Genomic DNA, 23,410 nt, shown 5'->3' on the forward strand with positions numbered 1-23,410 from the left:
TCGTGGAAACTGATCTGCAGACGGGCCTCAGGGCCGGTCTTTCCGTCGAAACGCCAACCAGGAGACAAGCCTGTGATCAACACCAAGACCCTTATCGGCTCGGCCGTCGCGGCCGCCACCTCGCTCGCCGCCACGGCGGCATATAGCGGTCCCGCCGCCAAGCCCGGCTTCGCCTTCGAGAAGTGCTACGGCGTCGTCAAGGCCGGCCAGAACGACTGCCAGACCGCGACGCATTCATGCGCCGGCACTTCCACCGCCGACAACCAGCCTGACTCCTGGCTCTACGTGCCGGCCGGCAGCTGCGCGAAGATTTCCGGGGGCAGCGACAAGCCCAAGGCCTAACCGACTTTCCACCTCGAGCAATCTGACCAGAAGGAGGAGACCGATGTCCAATATGTTTTCGCCACTCGCAATCCCCGCATCGGCGGGCATCGGTCTTCGCTCGCCCCACATCGCGGAGATGCTGACGCGGCGCCCGTCCGCAGGCTGGCTCGAGGTCCATGCAGAGAACTACATGGGCGACGGCGCGCGCGTCCAGGCGCTGGAAAGACTGCGCCAGACCTACCCGCTGTCCGTGCATGGCGTCGGTCTATCGCTGGGCAGCGCGCAAGGCCTGGATCGCGACCATCTCGAAAGGCTGCGCAAGGTCTGCGAGCGCTTTGAGCCCGATCTGGTTTCCGAGCACCTCGCCTGGAGCGTCGCCGACGGGGCCTATCTCAACGATCTCTTGCCGTTGCGCTATGACGAAGAGGCGCTGGCGATCGTTGCCCGCAACGTCGAGACGGTTCAGGAAACGCTGAAGCGACGCGTGCTGATCGAGAACCTGTCGGCCTACCTGGCATTCGCGGACTCCTCGATGAACGAGGCCGAGTTCCTCGCGACGCTCGTGGCGCGGACCGGCTGCGGCCTGCTGCTCGACGTCAACAATGTCCAGGTCTCCGCGCACAACCTGCAATATGACGCCAAGGCATTCATCGACGCGCTGCCTGAAGAGGCTATCGGCGAGATCCATCTCGCCGGCCATGCGACCAACAAGGTCGGAACCGACACCGTGCTGATCGACGATCATGGCTCGCGCGTGCCGCCGGTCGTCTGGGCGCTCTACCGGCATGCAGTGGATCGGCTTGGGCCGCGCCCGACATTGATCGAGTGGGACACCGACGTTCCCGTTCTCGACGTGCTGCTGGGCGAAGCGATGTGGGCCGACATGCTGACCGCATCGATCATGTTCAGTCGCAAGCAGGCGGTGCGGCGCGAGCAAACGGCAGAAGCCCGAGCGACGCCGATCCGCCTGCCGATCGAAGCCGAAACGACGACCAGCATGCCCGTCCTTGCGGCGTTCGCGGCTGCCAAGACCGCGAGACCATCCATCTCCCTGGCGCTGCCTCCGCTCGAGGAGGAATACCATGCTGCCGCTTGAGCACCTGCAGACCACGATGGCGCGCTCGGTGCTGGCCATGGATCCAACGATCGGCGCGAGATTGCTGACCGCGGGCAAGGCCGATCCGCTAGCCCGCCTGCGCATCTACCAGAACAACACCCGCAGCTCGCTGACAGCGGTGCTGATGGCGGTTTTTCCGGTCACGGTTCGCCTGGTCGACGAACGTTTCTTCCGCTACGCGGCGAGCGAGTTCATTCGACGCCATCCGCCAACGGAATCGCGGCTGGCGCGCTATGGCGCCGGCTTCCCGCGCTTCCTCAAATCAACCGACACGCTGTCCGACATGCCGATCGTTGCCGAAACGGCACGGCTCGAATGGGCCATCGCCGAGGCGCTCGATGCACCTTCGTCGCAGCCCCGCAGCCTCGCCGAATACGACAACACCGAGCTCGGCCCGTCGCCAGATATCGTGTTGCAGCCTTCGCTGCGGCTGATCATTTCGCACTGGTCGATCCTTTCGGTATGGACTGCGCATCAGCAGGAAGGACCCGTCGACCAGAACAGCGCCTGGACAAGGCGCCCCGAACGCGTGGCGTTGTGGCGGTCAGGGGATAACGTGCGACTTGCTCTGCTCGATCGCGCGAGCCTCGCCTTCTGGCATTCACTGAAGCACGGTCTCGGCCTTGAGCATGCCACCGGCCGTGCGTTGGCCCTCGACCCTGCCTTCGATCTGGTTTCCGCCCTTATGCGTCTGTTCGGCGACGGTCTCGTCACCAACATGCGCGTCGCCGCGAATTCCCTCTCAAACACATGGAGACAGTCATGAGCGCAGCATCAGAACATTCCTCGTCCATGCCGGCCGGCCTTGTCGGCCTCTACAGGCGCGCCATCAAGCTGCCCGAACACATTCCATTTTCGCTGGTCCAACTCGCTGCGCGCGTGGCGGTGGCGCATGTCTTCTGGCAATCGGCCCAGAGCAAGCTCGCCTCGTGGCCAGTGACGCTGCAGTTGTTCGCAAACGAATACAACCTGCCGTTCATCGATCCCTCGATAGCGGCGCCATTGGCGACAACGGCCGAAATCACAGGCTCGGTGTTGATCTTTTTTGGACTGTTCTCGCGCCTGGCGGCCCTGATGCTGCTCGGCGTCGTCTCCGTCATCCAGATCTTCGTCTATCCGGAGAACTGGGCCGAGCACCTGTTGTGGGCCTCGTTGCTGCTTCTCGTCCTGACACGCGGCGCCGGCATTTTCTCGCTCGACTATGTGGCTGAACGAACCGTTTCGGCGTCCGGCAGATGAGCGTCCCGACGGGCGGGACTATCGCTTACCCCGTGCTCGCGGACTTTGACGATAGCCATGTCTTGAAATCGGAGCGAAAGACGGACGCAGACCTTTGGCGCTCAAGAGCTTCAGCAAATTCAACGGGATAGGCTGGTGCTGCGAGAGAGGATTGAACTCTCGACCTCTCCCTTACCAAGGGAGTGCTCTACCACTGAGCTACCGCAGCCTGCGATGGCGGCGCTTCTGCCATATCGAACCGGTAAGCGCAAGGCCAAGAAAAACCCAAAGCGTCGCATGTGATTCCCGCCGGCAATTATGCGGTTTGGGGCGGCATGGGCGGCTGATCCACAGGATGAACCCGACTTTCGGCCCGCTTTCATGACATGGCCGCGCGAAAATGCTAGCCATGCGGAATCGCGGCCGGCTGACCGCCGGTCAGGAATGGACGATGGACGACAAGGCAAATCCACCGATAAAAGGCGGCGGCGAGCGCAAGGACCGGCTGGCCGAGGCGCTGCGCGCCAATTTGCAGAAGCGCAAGATGCAGGCACGTTCGCGACGGGTTGGCGACCGTGACAAGCAGCGCGCTGGCGACGTTCACAAGCAACGCGCCGGCGACGCTGACGAACAGCGCGCTGCCGATCCCAACGATCGGCCGGAAGAGTTGCCGGCTGCAGGAAAAATGCACAAGGACTGACCAAATCAGCCATACTGGCCGGCCACAGTCGGTCCGGTTTTAGGAAAATCCTATTTCTTGAACCAAGCCGGCCAATAGTCTAAGCCGGGCACACTCAAACCGATTGAAGCGGCCTGTTCGGGCCGAGGGGACGTTTTCTCATGGATCGCATCAGAATTGTCGGCGGCAACGAGCTTGCCGGCACCATTCCGATCTCGGGCGCCAAGAACGCGGCATTGCCGCTGATGATCGCCTCACTGCTCACCGACGACACGCTGACGTTGGAAAACGTGCCGCATCTGGCCGATGTCGAACAACTGATCCGCATCCTCGGCAATCACGGCGTCGATTATTCCGTCAACGGCCGGCGCGAAAAGCAGCAGGAAGGCTATTCGCGCACCATCAATTTTTCCGCCCGCAATATCGTCGACACCACCGCGCCTTACGAGCTGGTGTCGAAGATGCGCGCTTCCTTCTGGGTAATCGGGCCGTTGCTTGCCCGCATGGGCGAGGCCAAGGTGTCGCTGCCCGGCGGCTGCGCCATCGGCACGCGCCCGGTCGACCTGTTCCTCGAGGGCCTGCAGGTTCTCGGCGCCGAGCTCGACGTCGACAATGGCTATGTCATCGCCAAGACCCGGAATGGCCGCCTCATCGGCAATCGCTACGTGTTCCCGAAGGTCTCGGTCGGCGCCACCCATGTGCTGATGATGGCGGCCTCGCTCGCCAAGGGCGAGACGGTGCTGGAGAACGCCGCCTGCGAGCCGGAAATCGTCAATCTCGCCGAATGCCTGATCGCCATGGGCGCCAAGATCCATGGCGCCGGCACCTCGACCATCACCATCCACGGCGTCGAGGCGCTGTCGGGGGCGCGCGTGCGCGTCATCCCCGACCGCATCGAGACCGGCACCTATGCCATGGCCGTCGCCATGACCGGCGGCGACGTGATGCTCGCCGGCGCCCGTCCAGACCTGTTGCAGACCGCGCTCGACGTGCTTGTCGAGACCGGGGCCGAGATCACGCCGACCAATGAGGGCATCCGCGTCAAGCGCAATGGCGCCGGCATTGCGCCGGTCGACGTGACCACCGCCCCCTTCCCCGCCTTCCCGACCGACCTGCAGGCGCAGTTCATGGGCCTAATGACCATGGCCAAGGGCAAATCGCGCATCACCGAGACGATCTTCGAAAACCGCTTCATGCATGTGCAGGAGCTCGCGCGCCTCGGCGCCCACATCACCCTTTCCGGCCAGACGGCGATCGTCGACGGCGTCGCCAGACTCAAGGGCGCTCCCGTCATGGCGACCGACCTGCGCGCCTCGGTGTCGCTGGTCATCGCCGGCCTTGCGGCCGAAGGCGAGACCACGGTCAACCGCGTTTATCACCTTGATCGCGGCTTCGAGAGGCTGGAAGAGAAGCTCTCCGGTTGCGGCGCGGTGATCGAGCGCATTTCGGGCTGACGCTTCGCAGCATTCTTTCCCAGCGGTTGCGCCGAGCGGAAAGACCGCATAACAGAACGTTGAATTGTCAACGTTCAGGGTGCGCATTCCGCATGGCAGCTCTCAAGCTCATCGCGCTCGACGACCAGGATCTGAGCATCGTCTCGGCGCATGTCCAGGACGCCGTGATGAAGGTCTCCGACCTCGAATATCTGCCGGCGGCCAAGCGCTTCGTGCTGACCATGAACCGCTTCGTCTGGGAAGCGAAATCCGGCTTGTTCCGCCAGCACAATGAACGGCGCCAGAGCGTCTTGCATTTCGATCGCGTGCTCGGCGCCAAGACCAACGGCATTGCGCGCGACAAGCCGGCCGAGGTGCTGTCGCTGCTGGCGGTCAGCTTCATCGCCATCAGCAAGCCGGCCGGCATCGTCGAGCTGATCTTTTCGGGCGGCGGCACCATTATGCTCGACGTCGAATGCATCGAGGCCAGGCTTGCCGACATCGGCGGCTCCTGGGAAGCCACCTCGCGCCCCCTGCACAGAGGCTGAAGCGCGATGGCGATAACGCTCCGACAGCAGGACGCCGATTTCGAACAGCGTTTTTCGGCCTTCCTCACCACCAAGCGCGAGGTGTCGGCCGATGTCGAGGCCGTGGTGCGCGACATCATCGCCCGCGTGCGCGCCGAAGGCGACAGGGCGCTTGTCGATTACACGCTGAAGTTCGACAAAGCCGATCTCAACACGCTCGGCATCGCGGTGTCGAAGGACGACATCGCCAAGGCCTATGAAGCGGCCGATCCGGCGACCGTCGAGGCGCTCAAATTCGCGCGCGACCGCATCCGCTCACATCACGAGCGGCAGAAGCCGAGGGACGATCGCTATACGGATGCCGCGGGCGTCGAGCTCGGCTCGCGCTGGACGGCGATCGAAGCCGTCGGCCTTTACGTGCCGGGCGGCACGGCGAGCTATCCAAGCTCGGTGCTGATGAACGCGGTGCCGGCCAGGGTCGCCGGCGTCGAGCGCATCGTCATCGTCGTGCCGGCCTCGGGCGGCGTCATCAATCCGCTGGTGCTGGTGGCAGCCGACCTTGCCGGCGTTTCGGAGATCTACCGCGTCGGCGGCGCGCAGGCCGTTGCAGCGCTTGCCTACGGCACCGAGACGATCAGGCCGGTCGCCAAGATCGTCGGTCCGGGCAACGCCTATGTCGCGGCGGCCAAGCGCCAGGTGTTCGGCACGGTCGGCATCGACATGATCGCCGGGCCGTCGGAAGTGCTGGTGGTGGCCGATGCCGACAACGATCCGGACTGGATCGCGGCCGACCTTTTGGCGCAAGCCGAGCATGATGTTTCGGCGCAGTCGATCCTGATCACCGACGAACCGGAATTCGGCAAGGCGGTCGAGCAGGCGGTCGAGCGCCAGCTCAAGCTGCTGCCGCGCGGCGAGACGGCCGGGGCCAGCTGGCGCGATTTCGGCGCGGTGATCCTGGTGCCGACGCTCGAGGCCTCTCTGCCGCTGGTCGACAGGATCGCGGCCGAGCATGTCGAGCTCGCCTTCGACGACGCCGAGGCATTCCTTTCCAGGATGCGCAACGCGGGCGCCGTGTTTATCGGCCGCCATACGCCGGAAGTCATCGGCGATTATGTCGGCGGCTCCAACCACGTCTTGCCGACGGCGCGGTCGGCGCGTTTCTCGTCGGGTCTGTCCGTGCTCGATTTCGTCAAGCGCAGCTCGATCCTGAAGCTCGGCCCGGAGCAGCTCAAGGCGCTGGCGCCCGCCGCGATCGCGCTCGCCAAGGCCGAAGGGCTCGATGCCCATGCCCGCTCCGTCGCGATCAGGTTGAACATGTAACGATGTCCGGCCGCGACCAGACCCGCGACAGGCTGATCGACGTCGAGCTCGACGAATCGATCGGACGTTCGACGCCCGACGTCGAGCACGAGCGGGCCGTGGCGATCTTCGACCTCATCGAGGAGAACCGTTTTCGGCCGGTCAATGATGACGGCGCGGGTCCTTACAAGCTTAAGCTTTCACTGGCCGAGTCCCGCCTGGTTTTCGGCGTCAGCCGCGAGAACGGCGCCGAGGTGGTCACCCACATTCTGTCGCTGACGCCGCTGAGGCGCATCGTCAAGGACTACTACCTGATCTGCGAAAGCTACTACGAAGCCATCCGGTCCTCGACGCCGAGCCATATCGAGGCGATCGACATGGGCCGGCGCGGCCTGCACAATGAAGGCTCGCAGACGCTGATGGACCGGCTTGCCGGCAAGATCGAGATCGACTTCGACACGGCGCGCCGGCTGTTCACGCTGGTCTGCGTGCTGCACTGGCGAGGCTAGATCCTGGTCGCCCTGCCCCATTCGATCCTGTTCCTATGCGGCATGAACGCCGTGCGCTCGCCGATCGCGGAACAAATGGCGCGCCGCATGCTTCCCGCCACCACCTTCGTCGCTTCGGCCGGTGTGCGCGCCGGCGAGCGCGACCCGTTCGTCGATGCGGTGCTCGCCGAAGAAGGCCTGTCGCTTGGCGAGCGCCAACCCAGGACGCTGGCGGATATGGAGGACGATTATTTCGACCTGATCGTGACGCTGGCGCCGGAGGCGCATCATGCGGCGCTCGAGCTGACGCGCTCGCTGGCCGTCGAGGTCGAATACTGGCCGATGCCCGACCCCACCGACACAGGCGGCACGCGAGAGCACATCATGGCCGCCTATCGCGATGTGCGCGAGCGGCTGAAAGCGCGCATAAGCCGACGTTTTCTGCTTCCCGAGGCAAAAAACGCGGCCGATTAAGCATGTTCACAAGCGGGCGATTATCATATAGGTTCCGCCGCAAATTCCGGCCGGAGTCGGATGATTTCCGGTCGGTTCGGCCGGAAATCATCCGACTCCGGATCAAAGAACTAGAGCACGATGTTGCCCGAAAACCGCTTGACACTTTTCGGCATCATGCTTTAGGCGCCGGAACCGCCATCCAAGCAAAGGTATCGAATGCCGAAGGAAGAAGTCCTCGAGTTTCCAGGTGTGGTCACCGAACTGCTGCCCAATGCGATGTTCCGGGTGAAGCTCGAAAACGAACACGAAATCATCGCCCACACGGCCGGCCGCATGCGCAAGAACCGCATTCGCGTGCTGACCGGCGACAAGGTCCTGGTCGAGATGACGCCCTACGACCTGACCAAGGGCCGCATCACCTATCGCTTCAAGTAATCATCTAGCGCGGACCCAGAGCCGGATGATTTCAGGTCTGTTCGACCCGAAATCATCCGGCTCCAAATCAGGGAGTGGAGCATGATGTCGTCCGAAAACCGCTTCACACTTTTCGGCATCATGCCCCCATGAGCATTCTGCAGAAGCTGGTGCTTGCCTCTGGTTCGCCGCGCCGCATCGAACTCTTGCAGCAGGCCGGCATCGAGCCCGACCGGGTGCTGCCCGCCGATGTCGACGAGACGCCGCTGCGCGCCGAGCATCCGCGCTCGCTAGCCAAGCGCCTTTGCAAGGACAAGGCCGAGAAGGCGCTGGCCTCGCTGAAGAGCGAGGAGGACTATGCGCCAGCCTTCATCCTCGCCGCCGACACGGTGGTGGCGGTCGGACGGCGCATCCTGCCCAAGGCCGAGACGATCGACGACGCCGTCAATTGCCTCGGCCTGCTTTCCGGCCGCTCGCACCGGGTCTATTCCGGCATCTGCCTGATCACGCCCGGCGGCAAGCTGCGCCAGCGGCTGGTTGAGACAAGGGTGCGCTTCAAGCGGCTGCCGCGCGAGGAGATCGACGCCTATGTCGCGTCGGGCGAGTGGCGGGGCAAGGCCGGCGGCTACGCCGTGCAGGGCCTGGCCGGCTCCTTCGTCGTCAAGCTGGTCGGCTCCTACACCAACGTGGTCGGCCTGCCGCTCTACGAGAGCGTGGCGCTGCTTTCCGGCGAAGGCTTCAAGGCGCACCAGCACTGGCACGCCGGGCGCTCATGAGCATAGTCCACACATGAGCTCGGGCGACAAGGTAACGCCGCTGAGGCCGAAACGGCCCTGCCCCGAATGCGGCAAACCGTCGGTGCGCGAGCATTATCCGTTCTGCTCGGCGCGCTGCAAGGACATCGACCTCAACCGCTGGCTGAAGGGCGCCTATGTCATTCCCGGCCGCGACGGCGAAGAGGAAGAAGACGACAGCCCGACGCCCAAGGACGAGCCGTAAGCGCAGCCGGCGACCGGTTGTTTTCCAGCGATTTTTCTTTCCTGACGAAATCAACACCTAGGCGCTGGACAGGCAAGATTCCCGTGCTATAACCCACGCGCTTTCAAGGGGCGCCGCCTGGCGCCTTCGTGAAACCCGGCGGGCGCATCCCGTTAGCCGGCACAGGCCCAGATAGCTCAGTTGGTAGAGCAGCGGACTGAAAATCCGCGTGTCGGTGGTTCGAATCCGCCTCTGGGCACCATTCCCTCTTCTCCCGACATTCCGTCTCGCCGAAGCTTTAACGCTCAAGTCTCCGCAAGCCACTGAATTTGCCCCTCTTTTCGGCACGAACAGTGTGCTTGAGCGAATTTCATCGCAGTTCGGCAGATTTCGTCCAACGGGGCGAGGTGTTGGTATTTTTGTTGGTATCTGAGACCCTGTTGGTATCGAAGCGCCAAAACAGGAGGTCCCACAATGGCTCTCTCCGACGTGAAATGCCGCAACGCCCGGCCCGCGTCCAAGCTCCAGAAACTGTCCGATGGCGGCGGGCTGCAGCTATGGATTCAGCCGTCGGGAACCAGGCTATGGCGCCTAGCCTATCGATTTGACGGAAAGCAGAAGCTGCTGTCTCTCGGCACCTACCCGGTCATCTCTCTCGCCGATGCCCGCGAAGCACGCGATGAAGCCAAACGTCTCCTTAAGGCTGGTGCCGACCCAGCTCAGGAGCGAAGATTCCATAAGGCCACTTCGCAAAAAGACACCTTCCGTTCAATCGCGGACGAATATGTTGACAAGCTGAAAAAGGAGGGACGTGCCGACCGGACGATTAGCAAGGTCAAATGGCTGCTCGACTTTGCCTATCCGACAATTGGTGACAAGTGCATTCGGGAGATCGATCCGGCCACCGTCCTTACTGCCCTTCGCCGCGTGGAAGTTCGTGGTCGATATGAGTCGGCGAGGCGACTGCGCTCCACCATCGGCACCGTGTTTCGATATGCAATTGCGACCGCACGCGCCGAGGCTGATCCGACGATCGCGTTAAGGGGCGCACTAATCACTCCAACGGTCACGCCGCGTGCCGCGATCATCGATCCTAAGGCCTTCGGCGGCTTGGTGAGGGCGGTCGATGCGTTTGACGGACAGCCTACAACCCGAGCTGCCCTGAAGCTCATGGCATTGATGTTTCCCCGCCCCGGCGAACTTCGCGCGGCAGAATGGGAAGAGTTCGATTTCGAAAGCTCGATGTGGATCATTCCTGAAGCACGCATGAAAATGCGCCGGCCGCACCGCGTACCCCTTTCAAGGCAGGCCATAAGCGTCTTGACTTCGCTTAAAGAAATCTCTGGTGGTGGATCGCTGCTCTTTCCTGGCGTTCGATCGGTTTCGCGTCCGATTTCCGACAACACGCTTAACGCCGCCCTTCGCCGCATGGGCTACGGCAAGGAGGAAGCGCCGCGCATGGTTTTCGAGCAACAGCATCAACTCTGCCAAACGAATGCGGAAAATGGCATCCGGATGCGATAGAGCGCCAACTGGCCCACATTGAGAACAACGACGTTCGTCGAGCCTACGCCCGGGCTGAGCACTGGGAAGAGCGCGTCAAGATGATGCAATGGTGGGCCGACTATCTGGATGAACTCGAGAGCAACAGCGGACGGGTGATCTCAATCGGAGGACGTGGCAAGCCAGCTGTCTATACGCCACCGGCAGGGTCGACTTTGAACCCAATGTCGAGAATTCACCAAACGGTGAGACGAATATCCCACGCCCGAAAAACCTACTGATCGAACACCGGCAATTCTGAAAGCGAAATGGTGGGCCCGGAGGACGTATCCAGAATATTGATTCAATTGGATTTTTCGCGGGCCAAAATCAGAAATCTTCCCGTATGGTCCCGCACGATTTCGCAGCTGATTTAAAGATCGTTGGCTACCATCGTTGGCGCGACTAATGACGGTTTTAGGCCAACAAGCAGTCTAACCGCTTCCGGAGCGACCGGCCAAAGCCAAGCTTTGCATTGCGTCTCAGAACGGACATTCTGCCCAGTTGCAAGGAACGTCGGTCGCGCAACCGGGTCACTTCAACAGCGCCATGGTCCTGTCCACTGCGCTGGGAAAGCCGTTCAGCGAGAGCGCCAGGTTGGTCTCCTTGCCGCCGTCGGCGACCACCTTGATCTTGAGGCTTTTGCCGTCGCGCAGGGAAGCTAAGGTCTCGGAGTCGAAGCTGATGTCCACGAGACAGCCACCGGGAAGGCAGGTTCGGAAGCGCAGTGGCGGCAGGGCCGGGCCGTCATCGACCTGAAGGGTTACCCCTTGGTCCAGCGACAGTCCGAACGGCAGCACGAGCGTGCCCTGGACGACCTCGCCGGCCGGGCGCAGTTCCATCGCCAGCACGCGCTGGCGCGACTGGCTGTCGGTCTGCTCCTGCGACAGCGCGCAGACCTTAACGGCGGCGCCGTTCTGGCTGGCGAGATTGCAGGAGACGGTCCAGTCGCCATGCCCTTCCCTGAGCGAAGTCGCACCGCCAGGGAGAGCTGCGGTGTCTTGCGCGAATGCGGCCGCAAGGGAGAGCAGGCTTGCGGCGATCAGCGTGGCATATCCAATTCGTTTCATCTCGTTTCCATCTCGTTTCCATCTTCAAGAAATTCATCACGCCCAAGAGGCGAACGGAGAGAGTGCGCACATCTGCCCGCATTCCGATTGTCCAGCCTCGTTGACGCCGCTACCAGTGCACGCTGAAGCCGAGCTTGCCGCTGACGACATTGCTGTCGCCGAAGCTCGCCAGGCTGGTCTTGGCCAGCGCCTCGCCATAGACCGAGTATTTGCCGTCGCCGAAGTCGAGCGAGCCGCCGAGGCCGACGCCGCCCCAGACCTTCTGGTTCTGGCTGGAAAGCTTCACGCCCGAGACATCGATATCGGTTCCGTCGAGGAAGTCGTAATAGAGGTTGGCGATGCCGTAGACATGCGCCCGGCTCACCTGGCCGGCGCTGTCGGCCCACTGATCCTCGTAGTCGGCCGAGATACCGAGGCGGCCGATCAGGTTGTCGCCGCTTCCGGGCGACACGATCGCGCCGAACCGATCGGTGAACTTGTCGAAGTCGACGGCCGAGTAGGACAGCTGCGCCTGTGGGGTCAGCGACCAGTTGGAGCGTAGCGCGATCTTCTGCCCGCTCTCGATGCTCAGCGCATAGCCAAAGCCGTTATTGCCGTCGGCAAGCTTGCCCAGCACGGCCGAGTTGATGTCGCTGTCATACCAGGTCGCCTGGGCCTGCGTATCGACGTAGAAGCCGCTGTTGCCGAACCAGGTCAGCGTGCCGCCGACGCCGTAGCCGGTGGCCGAGATCGAGCCGGTGCCGAAGGTCGACGAGACATCCGACGAGACGGTGCCGTAGTGGACCGTGATGCCGCCCAAAAGGATGCCGGCCTCGCTCTCATGCAGCAGGCCGTCGACACCGGCGTTGAGCTTCCACGTTGTCACGTCGTAGTCGGTGCCGGTGGTCGAGGTCTTCGGCTCGAACTTGCCATGGGCGGCATCGATACGCGCCCAGATGGCCTTGCCGTCGACCGGACCCTGGCTGGGCAGGTCCGCGCCTTGCGGTGTGGCGCCCTCGCCCCATGTCCGGTTGCCGACGCGCTGCTGCAGCGTGCCCAGTTCGTTGAAGCTCTGCAGCACGCCTTCATAGGCCTCGTAGAGCGGCGTGCTCGGTGCATAGAGCGGGCCCGTCTGGTTGATCAGGGTGGAGCGCAGATACCAGTCGCCGTCGCTGGGCGTGCTGACGCCGTTCTTGTAGAGCCGGTAGGCGTAAGCGCCGCCGACCACCGCCTGGTCGCCCTCAAAGACGTAATCGCCCTGCAAGGTAAAGGTGCCGGCCGAGCTGCCGTCGATGTCGACGATCTTGATGCCCTCGCTGGTCTGCGCGCCCGCGCCGCCGACATTGCTGACCGCCAGGATGCCGGTGCCCGACGTGTTGCCATGCACGACCAGCCTGTCGGTCGCAGAGGCATCGCCGTCCAGCGCAGCATTGATGAGGATTTTGCCGCCATTGCCGACATAGTCGCCGCTCAGCGTGAGCACCGTGCCGGGTGCCGCAGCACCAAGCCGCACCGCGCCGCTGTTGTTGAGCGAGGCCACCGTCTGGTCGAAGCCGGCAAGGTCAAGCGTGCCACTGGAGGCGACGGTGAAGGCGGACAAGGGGCTCAGCACGTCCGCAGCGCCCGCCGCGAGCGTGCCCTGCTGGACGGAGGTGGATCCCGAGAAGGTCGAGCCAGCGGACGTCAGGACAAGCGTTCCATCTCCCGCTTTGTTGAATGCGCCCGATCCGGTCAATGCCCCGTTCAGGGTCAAGGTGGTACCGGCGTCGGTCGAGATAGTGCCTTGGCCGAGAACGTCGATGGCGCGATCGCTGGCGAAGCTGGCGGTGGAGTTGAGCGTGCCGCCGTTGAAGGAGAGCCCGCGCGCCGCATCGCCGAGGTTGGCATTGGCCGAGATCCGCAGCGTGCCGCCATTGATCGCGGTGCCGGCGGTGTAGCTGTTGGTGCCGGTCAGCACCAGCGTTCCGGCATCCGTCTTGACGAGTTGGGCATTACCGGTGAGCGCGGAGGCGATCGTTGCCGTATAGCCTGCGCCGGCACTGGTGCCGTCACCGACCCGGATCGTCGACTGCGGGCCGACCAGGCCGATGTCGCCGCCCTGAATGACATAGCCGTCGGTCGAGAACTGCATGCCGGCCGCCGTCACCTGGCCGAGCCCGTTGTCCACCGTCACCGTGCCGGCCTGTCCGGCGAAGATGGCGAAGGCGCTGTCCGAATAGGCTGCGTTGATCGACCCGGTGTCCTCGGTCCAGTTGTCGTTGCCCGAAGAGCTCTGCCAGGTGCCGTTGCCGCCATTGATCGTGCCGTCGAACTTCGGACCGGCATCGCCGTCCCAATAGTTCAGGTTCAGTCCGTTTGCGTTGACCAGGTTCACCTGATGATCGACGGACGTCTGCACGAAATAGTTCGAGGACGGGATGGAGCCGACGGACAGCCCGTTATTGGTCAAGGTCCCGCTGTAATCGAACACGCGGTAGATACCGGGGCCGAAGGTTCCACCCGGCGAGACAGTGACATTGAGCGTGCCGTCGAGCACGAGATTGCCGCCGACGGTGGTCAGATCGTTGAGAGCCCCGCCGGCGACATTCGCCTGGCCGAAGCTGTAGTTGAGGACCGAGCCGCCGGAGAGCGTCAGATCGCCGGCGATCGCCAGCGTTCCCGGCGTGCCATCGGCCGACCCTGGCGAGAGCGTCGCGCCGTTGGCGACCATCACATTGCCGCCGATGGTGCCCTTGCCGCCCAGCGTGGCGCCGAACTCAACCGAAGTAATCCCTGTGGCCAGGCTGTTGTCGCCGTCGATATAGAGCCCGCCTGCCGTCACCGTGGTCGGCCCGGCATAGGCGCTGGCGCCGGTCAGCGTCAGCGCCGCCCCGCCCCGCTTGGTGAAGCCGCCCGTGCCGCCGACCACGCCGGAAAGCGTGAGATCGGCATCGGTCTGGAACGTGCCGCCGCCGGCATTGAGCGTGACGTTACGCGCCGAGCCGAACGCGGCGGTGTTTCGCAGGGTCGCGCCATTGTCGAATGACAATACGCCCGCCGCATCGCCGAGATTGGCGTCAGCCGAAACCTGCAACGTGCCGCTATGGATGGCGGTGCCGCCGCTGTAGCTGTTGGTGCCGCCAAGCACCAGCGTGCCGAGATCGGTTTTCACCAGTTGGCTCACACCGGTGAGGTTCGAATTGATAGTTGCCGTGTAGTCTGCACCCGGCAGGGTGCCGTCGCCGACGCGCATCGTCGCCTGCGATCCAACCAGCTCGATGTCCTGTCCCTGGACGAGATAGCCGTCGGTGGCGAACTGCATGCCCGCGGCCTGCACCTGGCCGTTGGTGTTGTCGACCGTCACCGTGCCAGCGGCACCTGCGAAGATTGCGAAGCTGCCGTTCGAGAAGGCGGCGTTTATGTCGCCGTCGGAGCCGGTCCAATTGTCGTCGCCGGCCGCCCGCCATGTGCCATTGCCGCCGTCAACGCCATCATTGGCCTTCGGCCCGGCATCGCCGTCCCAGAAGTTGAGGGTCATCGCGCTGATGTCGACCAGGTTCACCTGGCCTGCGACCGAGGTCTGCACGATACGGCTGGGCGAGTTGCTGTTCAGCCCATTGTCGACGAAAGCGCCGTCGTAGCTGATCACGCGATAGATACCCGGGCCGAAATTGCCGCCGGGCGCTTCCGTCACGTTGATCGTGCCGTCGAGCGTCAGATTGCCGTGGACGACCGTGAGGTCGTTGTAGGCGCCGCCGACGACGCCGGCCTGGCCGAACGAGTAATCAAGATTCGAGCCGTCGGCCAGTTCGAGGTTGCCGTTGATAGTGAGGGTGCCAGGCGTGGAGCCCAGGCCGCCGGGGGCCAGCCTGCCCGCGACATCGACGAACACATCGCCGCCGATGGTGCCGTTGCCGCCCAGCGTGCCGTTGTTGACGTTGGCCAGCCCGGTCGCTGCGCTCTGGTCGCCATCGATGTAGAGCCCGCCGCCGCCGACAATCAGCGTGGTGCCGGTGTACGTGTTGTCGGCCGTGAGCACGGTATCGCCGGTTCCGTCCTGGGTGACGCCGCCGCTGCCGGAGATCGTGCCGCCGAATGTATAGAGGTCGGAGCGGTTGAAGCTGAGGGTACCGTTATCGACCACGTCGCCCAAGATGGAGCCCGTGGTGCCGCCGGTGCCCAGCATGAGGATGCCGCTTGAGATTGTCGTGCCGCCGGCATAGCTGTTGTCGGCGCCGAGGATCAGCGCCCCGGTTCCCGTTTTGGTGAGCGCCCCCGTGCCGTCGATAGCGCCTTCCCACTGCACTGTGCTGTCGATCTGGAACGTTCCGCCGCCCGCCTGAAGCGTCGCAGTGCGGCCTGTGACGATGCTGGCCGGGCCCTGCTGGTAGAGCGTGCCGCCGTCGAAGGTGACCTTGCCGGCCGCATCGCCGAGATTGGCATCGGCAGTGATCTGGACGGTGCCGCCATAGATGACGGTACCCCCCTGGTAGCTGTTGGCGCCTCTGAGCACGAGCGTGCCGCCGCCTTCCTTGGTCAAGGTCCCGGCGCCGCTCACGGTGTTGGTCAGCGTCAGGCTGGTCGCGCTATCGGTGTCGAAGGTGTCGCCGCCGGCATTGAGGGTCACGGCGCGGGCAGAAGTGATATCCGCCGTCGTGTGCAGCGTGCCGCCGTTCAGCGAAAGACCGCCGGCAGCCGCGCCGAGATTGCCGTCCGACGCGACCTGAACCGTGCCGCCATTGATCGCGGTGCCGCCGCTGTAGCTGTTGGTGCCGGACAGCACCAGCGTGCCGAGCTCCGTCTTCAGCAGCTGGCTGCTTCCGGTGAGGTTCGAGGTGATCGTCGCCACATAGGCCGCACCGGCTGCAGTGCCGTCGCCGAGGCGGATGGTCGATTGCGGCCCGACCAAAGCGACGTCGCCGCCCTGGATGAGATAGCCGCCGGTGGCGAACTGCATGCCCGCCGCCTGCACCTGGCCGTTGGTGTTGTCGACCGTGACGGTCCCGGCAGCACCCTGGAAGATGGCGAAGCTGGCGTTGGCGAAAGGTGCAGCGAAGGTGCCGGTAGCGTCGGTCCAGTTCTGGTCGCCGGCCGCCCGCCAAGTGCCGCTGCCGCCATCCACCGCATCATTGGAGTGGGGGCCGGCATTGCCGTCCCAAAAGCTGAGCGTCAGCCCCGCGGAATTGACGAGGTTGACCTGGTTGGCGACCGCGGTCTGCACGAAATAATCGGGTGACGTGACGTTCAGTCCGTTATTCGCCAGCGAACCGCCATAGTTGAGGATGCGATAGACGCCTGGCCCGAAGGTGCCGCCCGGCGTCTGCGTGATGTTGAGCGTGCCGTCGAGCGTCAGGTTGCCGCCGACATTGATGATATCGTTGAGCGGTCCGCCCGGCACGTTCGCCTGGCCGAAATTGACGTTGACGGCCGACGTGTTGTTGAGCGTCAGGTTGCCGCCGATGGTGAGCGTGCCGGGCGCATTGCCCGCGCCGCCGGGAGCGAGCGTGCCGCCGTCGGCCACGGTGACGCTGCCGCCGATCGTGCCGATGCCGCCGAGCGTCGCCCCGCTCGCGACAGTAGTCTGGCCGATAGCACCCGACTGGTTGCCGTTGATAAGCAATGTCCCGGCATTGACGTTCGTCGCGCCGATATAGGTGTTGGTTCCGGTTAGCGTGGTGGTGCCGGTGCCGAGCTTGTTGACCACGCCACTGCCGGAGATGGCGCTGTCGAATGTATAATTGTTATTCAGATTGAAGGCGAGCGTGCCGTTGTTGGTCACATTCGGCGTCGCCAGCGCGCCGGCCACCCCGCCATTGCCGATCTGCAGCGTGCCGGCCGAAATCGTCGTACCGGACGTGTAGCTGTGATCGCCCGTCAGCGTGAGGGTGGCGGCGCCTTGCTTGTTCAAGCTTTCGAAACCGGTAATCTGAGCGCCATTGAGCGTACGGCTGAAGGTTGTGGTCACCTGCAGCGTGTCGGAGCCGCCGCCGCCGTCCACCCCGACTCCGGCGATCGTCGCAAGACCGCTCAACAGGAAAGTGTCGTTGCCGCTGCCGAGATTCAATGCGGCTGCGCCGGTATTGAGCGAACCGGCGGCGAGATTGACAATGTTGCCGCCTCCGCCCAGCGTGCCGTTGCCGAGCAACGTGCCGCCAGTGAAGTTGATCGTGGCGCCGCCGGTCCCGCCCGTGAACAGCGTCTGCGTGCCACCGGCTGCCTGGACCGTGCCGCCGCCGACGTTGAGCTTCGAGCCGGAGTTCATCGTGATCGTCGGCGTGGTTATGGAGGCGCCCCCTCCGTTGCTCTGCAGCGTGCCAGCGTTGATCGTAATCCCCCCGCTGCTCGTCAGGCTGCCGTTCACCTGCAATGTGCCGGCGTCGATCCGTGTGCTGCCGCCGATCGCGTTTGTTGCCGAAGTGAGGATTGTCGTGCCGGTGCCGATTTGGGCGATGTTGCCGGCACCGCTCAGCGTGCCCGTGAAGCTGAAGCTGTCGGAGCGGTTGAAGGACAGCGTGGAGGTCGCGTTGGCGACGATGACGTTGCCTGCGCCGGCATTGCCGCTGGTGCCACCATTGCCGATGATCAGATTACCGTCATTGACGACCGTGTTGCCGGTGAAGGTGTTGTTGCCGGTGAGGACCCAGGTGCCGCTGTCGTTCTTGGCGAGTGTGGTCGTGCCGCCGGGGCCATCGATGATGGTGCCGCCCATCGTGTTGAGCCCGGTATTGGTGCCGCCCAGCGCCAGCGTGCGGTTGCCGCTGCCGGTATAGGCGGCCGAACCGGTGTTCTTGAAGACGATCGCGCCGGTGCCCGAGGACTCGATGAAGCTGATGCCGGTCTGCAATGTGAACAGGCGATCCGTCTCGTCGCCAGCGCCCGTATAGCGTAGCGTCGAGCCGCTGCCGATCACGAGGTTGGATGCCAGGTTCGACGACTGCCCGATCGAGCTCGCCTGGCCGCCGTTGGCCAGCTTGCTCACCGCAAGCACGCCGCCGCTGATCGTGGTGACGCCGGTATAGGTGCTGGTCGTGTTGTTCAAGACCCACGTGCCGGCACCGGACTTCGTCAGCGACGTGACGCCCCCGGATGGATCGTCGATGCGGGCAGAAAGCGAGTTGTTGGCCGTGTTGCTGCCGGCGAGCGTGAGCGTGCGGTTGCCCGTTCCCGACAATGTGACCGGCGTCGTGCTGGTGAAATTGATCGCACCTGTGCCGGAGGCATCGAGAGTGCCGCCGCTGGCCCCAAGCGTGAACTGGCGGTCCGTGCTGCCGGCGGCGCCGATATATTGCAGCGTGCCGCCATCGAGCACCAGGTTGGTTGCCGCAGCGCTGGAATCGCCTATCGAGCTTGCGACGCCCCCATTGTTCAGGCAGGTGACCGCAAGAACGCCCCCATTGATCGTTGTGCTGCCGTCGTAGCTGCTGCTGCAGCCGGAGAGCGTCTGCGTGCGCGTGCCGCTCTTCACGAGCCCGCCGGCGCCGCTCATCGCGCCGCTGAAAGTGAGGTTGAACCCGTCACTTAGGGTCAGCATGCCCGACCCGAGAGTCACGCTGCCGCCGCCGTTGAGCCCGAGCACCGTGTTGTTGTTGCCGGCGAGATCGAGCGTCGCGCCACTGTTCACCGTCATGGCGCCCGTGCCGAAGGCGCTGGTCGAACCGGCTCTCAAGATGCCGCCGGTAATCGTCGTTCCGCCGCTGTAGTCGTTAGTGCCGGACAACATCAGCGTACCGGGACCGTCCTTACGGAGCGTACCGAGACCTGTGGCCTGACCGCTGAAGGTAAGCGTCGTGGCGGCGTTGGCCACACCAATGGCGCCCGTTCCTCCCTGGAGCGTGAAGCCACGATTGGTCGATACCGTCCCGCCGGTATAGTTCAGGGCGCCATTGCTAAAGACGAGATTGGTCGAGGCACTGCCGGACATGCCAATGTCGCTCAGCTCGCCGCCATTCGCCAGGCAGCCGACGTTCAGAACGCTGTTGCCGCTCAGCGTGGTGGCCCCGGCATAGGTGTTGCCGCAGCCGCTGAAGGTCTGTGTTCCGCCGGTTATGCTGACCCCGCCCGTGCCGCCGATCGTGCCGGTGAAATTGCCGTTGCTGTTGATCTTGAGGGTCCCCGAGCCCAGGGTGACATTGCCCGCGCCATTGAGCCCACCGACGAAGACGCTGTTGCCGGCGAGGTCCACTGTCGCACCGCTGGCCACAGTCATGGCGCCAGCGCCCGTTCCGGCGGCGTCGCCGCCGAAGGTCTGGGCCGATCCGGCGCGCAAGATGCCGGCGCTCACCGTGGTGCCGCCGGTATAGGTGTTCGTGCCCGACAGCACCAAGGTGCCGGAGCCCGTTTTGGTGAGGCTGCCCGCGCCAGTGGCCACCCCGCTCACAGTCAGGGTCGTGGTCGCCTGCGCGACATCGATGCCGCCGCCGCCCGTACCAAGTGTGAAGCCGCGGTCGCTGCTGGCGATGGTGCCGATATAACCCAGCTTCCCGCCGTTCTGCAGGACCAGGTTGGACGAGGCGTTGCTGGACGCGCCGATGGAGCTGTTGGTGCCGCCATTGGCGAGGGTGGTCACCGCAAGCGTGCCACTGTTGACGGTCGTGGTGCCGGTATAGCTGTTGTTGCTCCCGGCAAGCGTCAGCGTGCCGGGACCGTCTTTGATGAAATCCGCACCGTCGGGGCTCACCACCTGCCCGGAGAAGGTCAGGTTGGCGGCGGCATTCGTGACCTTGATCGTGCTCGATGTGATGGCGCCGGCGCGTGCGATGGTGAAGCCGCGATCGGTGGAGGCGCCCGTCCCGGTATATTCCAGTGTGGCGCCCTGGATCATCAGGTTCGATGAAGCGGACGTCGAAGCACCGATGGCGCTGGCGAGACCGCCATTGGCGACCGAGTTGATCGAGAGGGTACCCTGGCTCACGGTGGTGGCGCCGGTATAGGTATTGCTACCGGACAGCACCACCTTGCCCGTCCCGGCCTTGCTGAAGCCTACCGCGCCCGTGTTGTCTACGATCGTCGACGCAATGGTAAAGGTGCCGGTACCGTTCTGCTGGACGCCCAGCACGCCGCCGCCGAGCGTGCCCGTCATCGAGCCGCCGGTGATGGTCTGGTTAGCCGCGCCCACCGAGGGCGCGACAATGATGGTGCCGTCAATGCCGAGGGTCTGGCCGCTCGCCACGATTACCGTGGAGTTCGCGGCGGCCGTATATTGGAGCCCGCCGATCTGAACGCTGGCGCCGACCGTGTTGAAGAAGGGCGTGTTCGCCGCTCCGCCGGCATCGCTCAGGATCTGGTTGGCCTGCCACAGGCTGGCGTTGTCCTGGTTGACGTAGTCGGCCGCGGTGAAAGCAACGATGTTGCCCCCCACCACCTTGGCATAGTCCGAGCCGTTGACGGTCGCCCAGCCGCCGAGCGCGCCGTCGGCATTGCTGGTCGCAATCGCTCCAGCCGTGGGCAGAACAAAATTGGCGAGGCCTCCGGTGCGGGTGATGGCGCCGAGACTTACGGTGGTGCTGCCCCCAGCCCCGGAGGTGGCGCTCACCGTGTTGTTGCCCGTGGTGATCGTGAGCCCGCCGAAGCTCTGCAGATTGGTCTCGCCTGCCGCACCCTTGACGGTCAATGTCCCGCCATTCATGACGAGCGGCGACGAGGCAGAGATAATGCCGCTGGTCGGCCCTCCGGCCGGCGAGAAGTCGAGCGCCAGCGTGCCGCCGCCGATCGTCGTTGCGCCTGTATAGGTGCTGGCACCCGTCAACGTCAGCGTGCCCGCGCCGAGTTTGGTCAGGCTGCCGGTGCCGGTAATGCTGCCGCCATAGGTGTTGGTGACGCCGGTGCCCAGATTGAGCGTAAGGTTGCCGCTCCCCATCGCGACCGCGCCGCCCGTGCCCACAAGCGAGGTCGTGGACATGTTGAACCCGTTTAGGTCCAGCGTGCCGCCATTGGTCGTTATGCCGGTTATCGTACCGAAGGCTGAGGCGCTGCCCGCACGCAGCGTTCCTCCGTTGACGGTGATGGCGCCCGTGCGGGTATTGGCGCCCGTGAGCACCCAAGCCGCGTTGCCAATGCTGGCGAGACCGCCTGAGCCGGAGATCACCCCGGAGACCGTATTGTCGGATCCGGTGTAGCTGCCCCCAAGCGTGAAGGTGGAGCCGGCGGCGAGCGTCGTCGCGCCATTGAGAGTCAGCGCTCCCGTACCGTCGCTCTGCAGTGTCGCCGTGCCCGACACGGACCACGTCCGGTCAAGACCAACTGCACCGCCGGTATAACTGAGAACACTGCCGTTGCCCAAGCTTATCGAGGCACCCGCCCCGAGCGAGCTGTTTACGCCCGCATTCGCCAGCGTACCGGCCTTAACTGTGACGGCACCGATTCCGGCCGTGCCCCCGAAAGTATTGGCGTCACCCAGTGTGATGGTCCTGGCATTGCTGGTGCCAGTGAAGTTAACGAATCGACCACTGCTGCTGCTGATCACCCCGAGGAGCTGGAGATCGGCAGAATCGGCGGAGAAGCTAACCGAGTTGCTGCCGCTGTTGCTGCCGGCGCTGGTGAGCGCAATGCCGCCGTTAATGGTCAGCATTCCGCTGCCCGAATTGCGGAAGGTAAGGGTTGCGCCACTGATCGGACCAGGCCGCAGCTCGAAGCCGCGGTCGGTGCTGGCCGCTCCGCCAGTATAGCTGGCGCTGTCCCCGTACTGGTCACCGCCCGAGCCGGTCATGATGAGCACGGTTCCATTCGCGGCGGTCGTGGGTGCGCCCAATGCGCTTGCTTGGCCTAGATTGCCAATCGAAGAAAAGGAGACGCTGCTGCTGCTCCTCAGCGTCGTGGGGCCGGTATAGTCATTGGCGGCATTCGTCAGCGTTGCTGCGACGATCCCGCCGCTGCCGGTATAACGAGCCGCCGCCGCACCCGCCCCTGTCACGGTCACTTGACCGCCCGCTCCCAGCGTGACGACGCGGCTTGCGTTGAGACTGCCATTGAAGGTCAGGGAAGTGCCCGCTGCCGCGGATATACCATTGGCGGCCGCGCCGAGCGCTGCATCGGCATTGATGGCAAATCCGCCAGCGCTGACTGTGATGCCGCCCGTGAAGGTGTTCACGCCAGTCAGGCTCAAAGTGCCGCCACCCGCCTTGGTCAGGCCCCCCGACCCGGCGATAATGGAGCTTATGGTGGCGTTGCCCGTTGCCGTGATTGTCGGCGTCCCGCCGCCGAGGGTCAGCGTGCCGCCTGCAATGGTATAGCCGCTGACGTTGAAGGTGAAGCTGCCAGCCGTTATCGGCGCGCCGAGCGTGACCGTCCCCGCCGTGCCGGCAAAGATGGCGTTGTCCGGAGTGCCATTGTTCCAGATGACGAACGGGCCGGCCGTGGCATTGCCGGTCGTGTTCCAGAGCGGCGGCGCCGCGGTGTTCCAGGTTCCGGTGCCGCCAAGCTGGAGCCCAGAGCCATCCGCATCCCAGTAGAGATCCGCGGCGCCGGCCGGGTTGGCCGCAAGGCCTGTGAGGAACGTGAGCAGGACGGCGGCGCTGCGCGGACGAGGAGCAGATGCGATCATGTGGGCAAGATTCGGCGCATAGCTCGCCGCCTCGCCTTTCCATTTGGTCATGCGGCCGCCGCGCAGGAACTGCGTGAACAGAGGTTCGCGATTCCGCCCTTCCGACCGCCCCTGCGAGCCCGAACGCGCCTGGGAGGATGCGCGTTCGGGGTGTCGGGTATCGGCTTTCAACTTTCGGTCGCCGGCGCCATCGCCGGATTCTACGCGGCCGTGGATCGTCCCAGCGCAGGCCAACCCAGCCATATATCCCCCCTTGCATTAGCAAACCATAATATTCCCTGACGGACTCAGGGTACAACGCAAGAGGAATGCATGAACTGTACGTTGCGTATTTCAGAAAATCCCGGTGTTTTGTAAAAACTTCCGGA

The 23,410-nt window shown here is 64.2% G+C and carries 15 protein-coding genes, 2 tRNA genes and 1 pseudogene; 15 read left to right on the forward strand and 3 right to left on the reverse strand.

The genetic code is table 11. The features are described 5' to 3' along the window. Positions 1-72 precede the first annotated feature (72 nt). The 4 genes from LB520_RS24960 to LB520_RS24975 are packed head-to-tail and all read left to right on the forward strand — an operon-like array spanning position 73 to position 2,680. Positions 73-342, forward strand: coding sequence for a DUF2282 domain-containing protein (locus tag LB520_RS24960; protein ID WP_224639729.1), 270 nt, complete (start codon positions 73-75; stop codon positions 340-342). A 43-nt stretch (positions 343-385) separates the two neighbouring features. After that, a complete protein-coding gene (locus tag LB520_RS24965; protein ID WP_224639730.1) occupies positions 386-1,420 on the forward strand; it encodes a DUF692 domain-containing protein in 1,035 nt (344 codons plus the stop codon). Next, positions 1,407-2,207, forward strand: a complete 801-nt coding sequence (locus tag LB520_RS24970) for a DNA-binding domain-containing protein (protein ID WP_224639731.1) — start codon at positions 1,407-1,409, stop codon at positions 2,205-2,207. The genes LB520_RS24965 and LB520_RS24970 overlap by 14 nt, the downstream gene beginning before the upstream one ends. Continuing rightward, a complete protein-coding gene (locus LB520_RS24975) occupies positions 2,204-2,680 on the forward strand; it encodes a DoxX family protein (RefSeq protein ID WP_411969944.1) in 477 nt (158 codons plus the stop codon). The genes LB520_RS24970 and LB520_RS24975 overlap by 4 nt, the downstream gene beginning before the upstream one ends. Before the next feature lie 133 nt (positions 2,681-2,813). On the opposite strand, the gene LB520_RS24980 is transcribed toward LB520_RS24975, so the two are convergent. Beyond that, positions 2,814-2,888 (reverse strand) — tRNA-Thr (locus LB520_RS24980). A gap of 222 nt (positions 2,889-3,110) precedes the next feature. Here LB520_RS24980 and LB520_RS24985 point away from each other — a divergent pair. The 11 genes and pseudogenes from LB520_RS24985 to LB520_RS25035 all read left to right on the forward strand — a co-directional run bounded on the left by LB520_RS24985 (position 3,111) and on the right by LB520_RS25035 (position 10,717). Further along, the gene (locus tag LB520_RS24985) at positions 3,111-3,359 is read left to right on the forward strand and encodes a hypothetical protein (RefSeq protein WP_224639732.1); all 249 of its coding nucleotides are present in this window, start codon (positions 3,111-3,113) and stop codon (positions 3,357-3,359) included. A 140-nt stretch (positions 3,360-3,499) separates the two neighbouring features. Next, positions 3,500-4,792, forward strand: a complete 1,293-nt coding sequence (gene murA, locus LB520_RS24990; RefSeq protein ID WP_095765703.1) for a UDP-N-acetylglucosamine 1-carboxyvinyltransferase — start codon at positions 3,500-3,502, stop codon at positions 4,790-4,792. A gap of 92 nt (positions 4,793-4,884) precedes the next feature. Beyond that, on the forward strand, positions 4,885-5,319 hold the full coding sequence (locus LB520_RS24995; RefSeq protein ID WP_095765704.1) for a DUF2948 family protein: 435 nt from the start codon (positions 4,885-4,887) through the stop codon (positions 5,317-5,319). 6 nt (positions 5,320-5,325) lie between these two features. Beyond that, the gene (gene hisD, locus LB520_RS25000; protein ID WP_224639733.1) at positions 5,326-6,618 is read left to right on the forward strand and encodes a histidinol dehydrogenase; all 1,293 of its coding nucleotides are present in this window, start codon (positions 5,326-5,328) and stop codon (positions 6,616-6,618) included. A gap of 2 nt (positions 6,619-6,620) precedes the next feature. Continuing rightward, positions 6,621-7,106 (forward strand): UPF0262 family protein, encoded by a 486-nt coding sequence (locus tag LB520_RS25005; RefSeq protein ID WP_095765706.1) that lies wholly within the window; start codon positions 6,621-6,623, stop codon positions 7,104-7,106. A gap of 42 nt (positions 7,107-7,148) precedes the next feature. Continuing rightward, positions 7,149-7,559, forward strand: a complete 411-nt coding sequence (locus LB520_RS25010) for a low molecular weight phosphatase family protein (RefSeq protein WP_095765707.1) — start codon at positions 7,149-7,151, stop codon at positions 7,557-7,559. 198 nt (positions 7,560-7,757) lie between these two features. Further along, the gene (gene infA, locus LB520_RS25015) at positions 7,758-7,976 is read left to right on the forward strand and encodes a translation initiation factor IF-1 (RefSeq protein ID WP_006200926.1); all 219 of its coding nucleotides are present in this window, start codon (positions 7,758-7,760) and stop codon (positions 7,974-7,976) included. Between the two features lie 128 nt (positions 7,977-8,104). Further along, entirely contained in the window at positions 8,105-8,731 is a 627-nt protein-coding gene (locus LB520_RS25020) for a Maf-like protein (RefSeq protein WP_224639734.1), read from the forward strand. A 13-nt stretch (positions 8,732-8,744) separates the two neighbouring features. Continuing rightward, positions 8,745-8,954 (forward strand): DNA gyrase inhibitor YacG, encoded by a 210-nt coding sequence (gene yacG, locus LB520_RS25025; protein ID WP_140847161.1) that lies wholly within the window; start codon positions 8,745-8,747, stop codon positions 8,952-8,954. Positions 8,955-9,119: 165 nt separating this feature from the next. Continuing rightward, a tRNA-Phe gene (locus LB520_RS25030) sits at positions 9,120-9,195 on the forward strand. 212 nt (positions 9,196-9,407) lie between these two features. After that, positions 9,408-10,717: pseudogene (locus LB520_RS25035) on the forward strand (tyrosine-type recombinase/integrase). Positions 10,718-11,008: 291 nt separating this feature from the next. Here LB520_RS25035 and LB520_RS25040 read toward each other — a convergent pair. Then, positions 11,009-11,545: an invasion associated locus B family protein gene (locus LB520_RS25040; protein WP_224639735.1), complete on the reverse strand. Its 537-nt coding sequence runs from the start codon at positions 11,543-11,545 to the stop codon at positions 11,009-11,011. A gap of 109 nt (positions 11,546-11,654) precedes the next feature. Next, positions 11,655-23,093 carry an autotransporter-associated beta strand repeat-containing protein gene (locus tag LB520_RS25045; protein ID WP_224639736.1) on the reverse strand — a complete coding sequence of 3,813 codons (11,439 nt, stop codon included), beginning with the start codon at positions 23,091-23,093 and terminating at the stop codon, positions 11,655-11,657. Positions 23,094-23,410 lie beyond the last annotated feature (317 nt).

Source organism: Mesorhizobium sp. CA12 (assembly GCF_020165255.1).
Taxonomy (GTDB): domain Bacteria; phylum Pseudomonadota; class Alphaproteobacteria; order Rhizobiales; family Rhizobiaceae; genus Mesorhizobium.

Coding starts and splice junctions, on each gene's coding strand:
- LB520_RS24985 (WP_224639732.1), top strand. CDS start 3,111: ATGGACGACAAGGCAAATCCACCGATAAAAGGCGGCGGCGAGCGCAAG.
- murA (WP_095765703.1), top strand. CDS start 3,500: ATGGATCGCATCAGAATTGTCGGCGGCAACGAGCTTGCCGGCACCATT.
- yacG (WP_140847161.1), top strand. CDS start 8,745: ATGAGCTCGGGCGACAAGGTAACGCCGCTGAGGCCGAAACGGCCCTGC.
- LB520_RS24975 (WP_411969944.1), top strand. CDS start 2,204: ATGAGCGCAGCATCAGAACATTCCTCGTCCATGCCGGCCGGCCTTGTC.
- LB520_RS25020 (WP_224639734.1), top strand. CDS start 8,105: ATGAGCATTCTGCAGAAGCTGGTGCTTGCCTCTGGTTCGCCGCGCCGC.
- LB520_RS25040 (WP_224639735.1), bottom strand. CDS start 11,545: ATGAAACGAATTGGATATGCCACGCTGATCGCCGCAAGCCTGCTCTCC.
- infA (WP_006200926.1), top strand. CDS start 7,758: ATGCCGAAGGAAGAAGTCCTCGAGTTTCCAGGTGTGGTCACCGAACTG.
- LB520_RS25010 (WP_095765707.1), top strand. CDS start 7,149: ATGAACGCCGTGCGCTCGCCGATCGCGGAACAAATGGCGCGCCGCATG.
- LB520_RS25005 (WP_095765706.1), top strand. CDS start 6,621: ATGTCCGGCCGCGACCAGACCCGCGACAGGCTGATCGACGTCGAGCTC.
- LB520_RS24965 (WP_224639730.1), top strand. CDS start 386: ATGTCCAATATGTTTTCGCCACTCGCAATCCCCGCATCGGCGGGCATC.
- hisD (WP_224639733.1), top strand. CDS start 5,326: ATGGCGATAACGCTCCGACAGCAGGACGCCGATTTCGAACAGCGTTTT.
- LB520_RS24970 (WP_224639731.1), top strand. CDS start 1,407: ATGCTGCCGCTTGAGCACCTGCAGACCACGATGGCGCGCTCGGTGCTG.
- LB520_RS24995 (WP_095765704.1), top strand. CDS start 4,885: ATGGCAGCTCTCAAGCTCATCGCGCTCGACGACCAGGATCTGAGCATC.
- LB520_RS25045 (WP_224639736.1), bottom strand. CDS start 23,093: ATGACCAAATGGAAAGGCGAGGCGGCGAGCTATGCGCCGAATCTTGCC.